This window comes from Kitasatospora sp. NPDC127060 (genome assembly GCF_042724935.1).
Lineage (GTDB): Bacteria > Actinomycetota > Actinomycetes > Streptomycetales > Streptomycetaceae > Kitasatospora.
In genome coordinates this window covers 1-4,948 of sequence record NZ_JBHXEG010000170.1, presented here as the reverse complement: position 1 = coordinate 4,948, position 4,948 = coordinate 1, and the positions used below count along the sequence as shown (strand labels likewise).

At 72.2% G+C, this 4,948-nt stretch carries 3 protein-coding genes and 1 tRNA gene; 2 read left to right on the top strand and 2 right to left on the bottom strand.

Translation table 11 applies throughout. From position 1 onward, the window contains the following. Window positions 1-221 precede the first annotated feature (221 nt). Both pgi and ACFWIS_RS40360 read right to left on the bottom strand, forming a co-directional pair. Window positions 222-1,883 carry a glucose-6-phosphate isomerase gene (gene pgi / locus ACFWIS_RS40365; RefSeq protein WP_380463959.1) on the bottom strand — a complete coding sequence of 554 codons (1,662 nt, stop codon included), beginning with the start codon at window positions 1,881-1,883 and terminating at the stop codon, window positions 222-224. A 210-nt stretch (window positions 1,884-2,093) separates the two neighbouring features. Continuing rightward, window positions 2,094-3,677 carry a Na+/H+ antiporter gene (locus ACFWIS_RS40360; RefSeq protein ID WP_380463957.1) on the bottom strand — a complete coding sequence of 528 codons (1,584 nt, stop codon included), beginning with the start codon at window positions 3,675-3,677 and terminating at the stop codon, window positions 2,094-2,096. A 206-nt stretch (window positions 3,678-3,883) separates the two neighbouring features. Between ACFWIS_RS40360 and ACFWIS_RS40355 the strand changes: the two genes are divergently transcribed. Together ACFWIS_RS40355 and ACFWIS_RS40350 are read left to right on the top strand one after the other, a co-directional pair. Next, window positions 3,884-4,792 (top strand): NADP-dependent oxidoreductase, encoded by a 909-nt coding sequence (locus ACFWIS_RS40355; RefSeq protein ID WP_380463955.1) that lies wholly within the window; start codon window positions 3,884-3,886, stop codon window positions 4,790-4,792. A gap of 69 nt (window positions 4,793-4,861) precedes the next feature. Continuing rightward, window positions 4,862-4,935: transfer RNA gene (locus tag ACFWIS_RS40350), tRNA-Lys, on the top strand. Window positions 4,936-4,948 lie beyond the last annotated feature (13 nt).

Below are 4,948 nucleotides of genomic sequence, written 5' to 3'. Positions count from 1 at the left end.
CTGACTCTTAATCAGCGGGTCCGGGGTTCGAGTCCCTGGCGGCGCACAGACAGCCGAGAGGCCCCTTGCGAAAGCAAGGGGCCTCTCGGCGTTCCCGGCCCGCCGGAAACAGCCGACACGACCGACACGACCGGCACGACCGGCACGACCGGCACGACCGGCACGACCGGCACGACCGGCACGACCGGGCCGCCCGCCGGAGCGGACGGCCCGGCCGGGGCTCAGCGGCCGCGCAGCGCGCGGTAGCGGGCGACCAGCTCGGCGGTGGAGCTGTCCAGCTGCTCGCCGCCCTCGCCGGTGAGCAGCACCGGCTCGATCCGCTTGGCGAGCACCTTGCCCAGCTCGACGCCCCACTGGTCGAAGGAGTCGATGTTCCAGATCGCGCCCTGGACGAACACCTTGTGCTCGTACAGCGCGACCAGCTGGCCGAGCACCGACGGGGTCAGCTCGGCGGCCAGGATGGTGGTGGTCGGGTGGTTGCCCTGGAAGGTCTTGTGCGGGACGAGTTCGGCCGGCACGCCCTCGGCGGCGACCTCCTCCGGGGTCTTGCCGAAGGCCAGTGCCTGGGTCTGGGCGAAGAAGTTGGCCAGCAGCAGGTCGTGCTGGGCGACCAGACGGTCCGGCAGGTCGGCGACCGGCCGGGCGAAGCCGATGAAGTCGGCCGGGATCACCTTGGTGCCCTGGTGCAGCAGCTGGTAGTAGGCGTGCTGGCCGTTGGTGCCCGGGGTGCCCCAGACCACCGGGCCGGTCTGCCAGCCGACCGGGGTGCCGTCACGGGTCACCGACTTGCCGTTGGACTCCATGTCCAGCTGCTGGAGGTAGGCGGTGAACTTGGACAGGTAGTGCGAGTACGGCAGCACCGCGTGCGCCTGGGCGTCGAAGAACGCGCCGTACCAGACGCCCAGCAGGCCGAGCAGCAGCGGGACGTTCTGCTCCGGCGGGGCGGTGCGGAAGTGCTCGTCGACCAGGTGGAAGCCGTCCAGCATCTCGCGGAAGGCGTCCGGACCGATGGCGATCATCAGCGAGAGGCCGATCGCCGAGTCGTAGGAGTAGCGGCCGCCGACCCAGTCCCAGAACTCGAACATGTTGGCGGTGTCGATGCCGAAGTCCTGCACGCCCTGGGCGTTGGTCGACAGCGCGACGAAGTGCTTGGCCACCGCCTCGGTGCCGGCGTCCAGGCCGTCGAGCAGCCAGCCGCGGGCGGAGACGGCGTTGGTGATGGTCTCGATGGTGGTGAAGGTCTTCGAGGCGACGATGAACAGCGTCTCGGCCGGGTCGAGGTCGCGGACGGCTTCGTGCAGGTCGGCGCCGTCCACGTTGGAGACGAAGCGCACCGCCAGGTCGCGCTTGCCGAAGGAGCGGAGCACCTCGTAGGCCATCGCCGGGCCGAGGTCGGAGCCGCCGATGCCGATGTTGACCACGGTGCGGATCGGCTTGCCGGTGTGGCCCGTCCACTCGCCGCTGCGGACCCGGTCGGCGAAGGCGGCCATCTTGTCCAGGACGGCGTGCACCGCGGGGACGACGTCGACGCCGTCCACCTCGACGACGGCGCCGCGCGGGGCGCGCAGCGCGGTGTGCAGGACGGCGCGGTTCTCGGTGATGTTGATCTTCTCGCCGCGGAACATGGCGTCCCGCAGCGCGGCGACGCCGGTGGCGGCGGCGAGCTCGCGCAGCAGCTCCAGCGTCTCGTCGGTGACCAGGTGCTTGGCGTAGTCCACGTGCAGGTCGCCGACCCGCAGGGTGTGGGTGCGGCCGCGCTCGGGGTCGGCGGCGAACAGCTCGCGCAGGTGGGTCTCGCCCAGCTCCTCGCGGTGCTTGGCCAGGGCGGCCCACTGCGGGGTGCGGTCGAGCGGGGTGCGGGCGTCGGCGCGGGTCTCCGACATCGGTGGGTCCTCGATTCATCTGGGTGCAGAAACCGGCAGGGCCAGGCGTGAGGGCCAGGCGGTGGAATGCCTGTTCGCGAGGTCGTGGCGGTACTGGTGGTGCGCCGACTCCGTTGACGGCCTGCCCGGGTTCAGCCTATGCAACCCGGGAGGGGGTCGCGCACATTCCGCCCGGTGGGCGCGGACTGTCCGTCACTTCCGGTGCGCCCGCTACTTCCGTTCGGAGCGCAGGTCGAGTCCGCGCAGCACCTGGTCGACCAGTTCCGGGTCCGCGCCGAGTTCGCTGCGGGCGATGAGCATCTCGCGCCGGGAGGCGGCGATCATCTCCTGCTCGACCTCGGCGGCGGCCCGCCACTGGGCGATCCGCTGCTTCGCCTCGGCGGCCTCCTCCTCGGCGTAGTTCTCCGGGCAGAGCCGGGCCAGCCGGTCGTGCTGACGGTCCCGCAGCCGGTCGGCGACCTCGGCGGGCAGTTTGTCCTGCTCCTCCAGTTCGCCGAGCCGATGGAGCCCGGCCTTGGCGGCCCGCCACCAGAGTTGCCGCACCGCCTGTTCGTGCTTGTCCTGGTCGATGTCCAGTTCGAGCCGCTTGGCCAGCCAGGGCAGGGTCAGACCCTGGACCAGCAGGGTGAACAGCACCACGCTGAAGGCGATGAAGACCAGCCGGCCGCGCTCCGGGAAGTCCTCGCCGGAGTGCAGGGTCAGCGGGATGGCGAGGGCCAGCGCGACGGTGGCCACCCCCCGCATGCCGGACCACCAGAGGACCACGCTCTCCTTCCAGCTGAACGGGGTGTCCTCCTCGGCGTCCTTGCGCAGCCTCTTCGACAGCCAGCCGGCCGGCAGCAGCCAGAGCAGCCGGACCACCACCACGACCGCGATGACCACGGCGGCGTCGCCGAGGAAGCCGGTCCAGCCGCGGCCGGCCTCCTTGAGCACGGTGGCCAGCTCCAGGCCGATCAGGCCGAAGGCCACGCCGGTGATCAGGATCTCGACCACCTCCCAGAAGGCGTTGCCGACCAGCCGGTAGGCGACGGCGTCGGCGTCGGCGGCCCGCTCGGCGAGGTAGAGCGCGCAGACCACGACGGCGAGCACGCCGGAGCCGTGGATCTCCTCGGCGATGGTGTAGGCGGCGAATGGCACCAGCAGGTTGAGCGCGACCTGCTGGGTCGGGTCGTCCAGGCGGTCGGCGAGCTTGGCGTTCACCCAGCCGAGCACCACGCCGACGATCACGGCGAGCACCGCGGACAGCACGAAGCGCAGCACGGCGTGGCCGACCGAGAAGTCGCCGCTGACCACGGCCTCGATGGCCAGCGAGTAGATGACGATCGCGGTGACGTCGTTGAACAGTCCCTCGCTCTCCAGGATCGCCACCAGCCGCCGGGGCAGCCCGACGCTGCCGGCCACCGCGACGGCGGCCACCGGGTCGGGCGGGGAGACCAGCGCGCCGACCGCGATCGCGGCGGCCAGCGGCAGGGCGGGCAGCAGCCAGTGCACGGTGCCGGCCACGGCGATCGTGGTGACCACCACCAGGGCGATCGCCAGCAGCAGGATCGAGCGGGCGTTGGCCTTGAAGTAGCGGACCGAGGAGCGCCGGGCGACGGCGAAGATCAGCGGCGGCAGGACCAGCGGGAGGATCAGCTCGGGCTCGATCTTGACGTCCGGGATCTGCGGGACGAGTGCCATGACGATGCCGAGCAGGGTCATCAGGACCGGTTGCGGCACACCCGTCCTTCGGGCGAGTGGCATGGTCACCACGGAGGCGAGCAGCACCAGGAAGAACAGGGGCAGCTGGCCCACGGGGAGGTTCCTCTCGACGGCGGATCGGCGGCCGGGTCCCGACGGGAGGGACGGCCGGTCGGCGACGGACGGCTGAGCGCCGCCCAGGATAAATCTGACAATGCGCCCATTGGTGAAGACGCGCCGAACAGGTGCTTGACCTCAAGCGCACTTCAGGTCGGAGGATCGGGGCGTTCGCGTGAAGGAACCGGCGAGAGGAATTACCCATGAAGGCGGTCACGGTGCCGACGCCCGGCGGTCCGGAGGTCCTGCGGGTCACCGAGGTGGCCGACCCCGAGCCCGCGGCGGGCGAGGTCCGGATACGGGTGTACGCCGCCGCGGTGCAGCCGGTGGACCTCGCGATCCGGGAGGGCTTCCGGCCGCCGGGGCTGGTGGCCGAGCCGCCGCTCGTCCTCGGCAACGAGTTCGCCGGGGTGGTGGACCGGCTCGGCCCGGGCGTCGGCGCCTGGCGGGTGGGCGACGAGGTGCTGGGCTTCCGGGTGCTGGGCTGCCAGGCCGAGCTGGTCACGGTGGACGCCGCCCAACTGGTGGCCAAGCCCGCCGGGATGCCCTGGGAACAGGCCGGCGCGCTCTCCGCCTCCGGCCAGACCGCCCACGTCGCGCTCGACCTGCTCGGCGTCACCGCCGGCGACACCGTCCTGGTGCACGGCGCCAGCGGCGGGGTCGGCACCGTCGCCGTCCAGCTGGCCCGGGCCCTGGGCGCCACCGTGATCGGCACCGCGAGCGAGCGCAACCACGACTACCTGCGCGAGCTGGGCGCGATCCCGGTGGCCTACGGCGAGGGACTGGTCGAGCGGGTCCGGGCGGTCGCCCCGCAGGGGGTGCACGCGGCCTTCGACGCGGCCGGCCGGGGCGCCCTGGCGGCCTCCGTCGAACTGGTCGCCGACCGGGACCGGATCGGCACCGTGGTCGACTACCCGGAGGCCCAGCGGCTGGGCGTCCGGGGACTGCGGGGGCCGCGCACCGCCGAGCGGCTGACCGAGCTGGTCCGGCTCTGGGAGACGGGCGGGCTGCGGATCGAGGTCGCCGAGTCGCTGCCGCTGGAGCGGGCCGAGCAGGCGCACCGGCTGGTCGGCACCGGGCACGTCCGCGGCAAGGTGGTGCTCACGGCCTGAGCGGGCAGGGCCGCCCCGGCCGATTGTGTGTTTCGGCCGCTGACCAGGTAATGTTCTCCACGTCAGCAGGCGCCGCTAGCTCAGTTGGTTAGAGCAGCTGACTCTTAATCAGCGGGTCCGGGGTTCGAGTCCCTGGCGGCGCACAGACAGCCGAGA

Excerpts from the sequence above, each read along its gene's own strand:
- ACFWIS_RS40355 (WP_380463955.1), top strand. The coding sequence starts at position 3,884 with ATGAAGGCGGTCACGGTGCCGACGCCCGGCGGTCCGGAGGTCCTGCGG.
- pgi (WP_380463959.1), bottom strand. The coding sequence starts at position 1,883 with ATGTCGGAGACCCGCGCCGACGCCCGCACCCCGCTCGACCGCACCCCG.